This window comes from Microbacterium paulum (genome assembly GCF_015707995.1).
Lineage (GTDB): Bacteria > Actinomycetota > Actinomycetes > Actinomycetales > Microbacteriaceae > Microbacterium > Microbacterium paulum.
The window spans coordinates 1-2215 of record NZ_JAAGRY010000116.1; the positions used below are offsets into that span (position 1 = coordinate 1).

Sequence of the window (2215 nt, forward strand, 5' to 3'; positions counted from 1 at the left end):
TCTGGCCGGCCCGTCGCCGAGGCCCTGCGCGCGGCGGTCATCGCCGACGCGCTGCACGGCCGCCGGCGCACGGGCGGCGACCGGTCCGCCGGGTTCAGCCCCCGCACTACGCTGAAAGTGCGGCTCGACGTGCCCGAGCTCGACCTCTGAGCGCCCGGCGTCGAGCAGCCACGCTCAATCCACACACCCACCCATACGCCGAGGAATCTCCATGCGCATCGTCTTCGCCGGCACACCGGCGCCCGCCGTCCCGTCGCTCCAGGCGCTGGCCGCCTCGGCGCACGAGATCGTCGGCGTCGTCACCCGCACCGACGCCCCGCTCGGCCGTAAGCGCGTGCTGACACCATCTGCGGTCGCGCAAGCGGCCGACGACCTCGGCCTCCCGGTCATCAAGACCGACCGCCTCGACGCCGAGGCCACCGCCGCCATCACCGCCCTCGACCCCGATCTCGGCGTGATCGTCGCTTACGGGGGACTCGTGCGCGAACCCCTCCTGTCTGCGCCGCCGCACGGCTGGATCAACCTGCACTTCTCGGTGCTGCCGCGCTGGCGCGGCGCGGCGCCCGTGCAGCACGCGCTCATCGCGGGTGACCGCACGACGGGGGCGGCGGTCTTCCAGCTCGTGCCTGCGCTCGACGCGGGCGATGTCTACGCGCAGCTGCGCTACGACGTGCCGCGCGGACAGACCGCCGGCGAGGTGCTCGACGTCCTCGCGAGCCTCGGTGCGGGCCTCGTGACAGAGGTCGTCGACGACATCGCGACCGGCACGGCGCACGCGACGGCGCAGCAGGGCGAGCCGACCCTCGCACCCAAGCTGACCCTCGCCGACGGGGCACTCGACCTCGAGGCATCCGCCGATGTCGTGCTCGACCGCTACCGCGGCACGACCCCCGAGCCCGGTGCGCACCTCGTCGTCGACGACCAGCGACTGAAAGTCCTCGACGCGTTCCGCGGCCCCGACGTGACCGCCGACGGCGAGCGGCTCGCCCCCGGCGCGTTCGCCCTGTCGGGCCGTGACGTGCTCGTCGGCGCGGCCGACGGCACGGTGCTGCTGAAGACCGTGCAGCCCGCGGGCAAGGGCGCCATGGCCGCCGCAGACTGGTGGCGGGGGCTGCGTGGCATCCCGCGCGCCGCGCTGCTCTCTGAACCCGCCTCGTCGCTCCCCGAAGCGGGTGCGCGATGACCGAGCGGCGCGATCAGGAACGGCCGCAGGCGGGCCGCACGCCCCGCTGGGTCGCCTACGACACCCTCCGCGCCGTGCACACCTCCGACGCCTACGCCAACCTGCTGCTGCCGCGCGCGATCGTGCGCGCCGGGCTCTCCGGGCCCGACGCGGGCCTCGCGACCGAGCTGACTTACGGCACGCTGCGGCGCGAGGGAACGTACGACGCGATCATCGCGGATGCTTCGTCGCGCCCGGCCTCGGCGATCGATCCGGCCGTGCTCGACGCGCTGCGCCTCGGCACCCACCAGCTTCTCGCGATGCGGATTCCGACGCACGCCGCCGTCAACGAGACCGTGCGCCAGGTGCGGCAGGCGGCGGGGAAGTCCGCAGCGGGTTTCGCGAACGCGGTGCTGCGGCGGGTGTCGGAGCGCACCCGCGAGGAGTGGCTCGACCGCCTGGACGCCGCCGCGCGCTCCGACGATGAGCGGCTGGCGCTGCGTTACGCGCACCCGGTCTGGGTGATCCGCGCGTTCCGCCGCGCCCTCGCCGCCGAGGGTCGCGCGGCCGAGCTCGAGACCCTCCTCGAGGCCGACAACGCCTCGCCCATCGTCACGTTCGCCGCGCTGCCGGGTCTGGCCGAGATCCCGCCGGATGCCGCGGCGACCACCTCCTCGCCGATCGGCTTCCACTCCGCCGGGGGCGACCCGGGCGCGCTCGTCACGGCGTCGGGCGGTCGTGTTCGAGTGCAGGACGAAGGATCGCAACTCGCGGCGCTCGCCCTCACCCGCGCAGTCCCGGTGCGTGCGGGGGAGCGGTGGCTCGATCTGTGCGCGGCGCCGGGCGGCAAGACGGCGGTGCTCGCCGCCGAGGCCCTCGCCCACGGCGCGCTGCTCGAGGCGAACGAGCTCTCGCCCACCCGCGCCGGGCTGGTGCGCGACTCGGTCGCCGGTGTGCCGCTCGCCGTCCCCGTCTCAGAAGAAGACGGCCGCGTGCGCGCCGGGCGCGGGCGCTACGACCGCATCCTCGTCGACGCGCCGTGCACCGGGCTCG

Annotated in this window: 2 protein-coding genes; both read left to right on the forward strand. The window is 75.1% G+C overall.

Features of this window, described 5'->3' with window-relative positions:
* Positions 1-211: 211 nt before the first annotated feature.
* A complete protein-coding gene (gene fmt, locus G3N18_RS15665; protein ID WP_196385174.1) occupies positions 212-1183 on the forward strand; it encodes a methionyl-tRNA formyltransferase in 972 nt (323 codons plus the stop codon).
* A partial coding sequence (locus tag G3N18_RS15670; protein WP_196385175.1) for a transcription antitermination factor NusB occupies positions 1180-2215 on the forward strand: 1036 nt, incomplete at its 3' end. The genes fmt and G3N18_RS15670, both read left to right, overlap by 4 nt.

What these genes read in the sequence shown, in the direction of transcription:
- fmt (WP_196385174.1), top strand. Translation starts at nt 212, where the DNA reads ATGCGCATCGTCTTCGCCGGCACACCGGCGCCCGCCGTCCCGTCGCTC.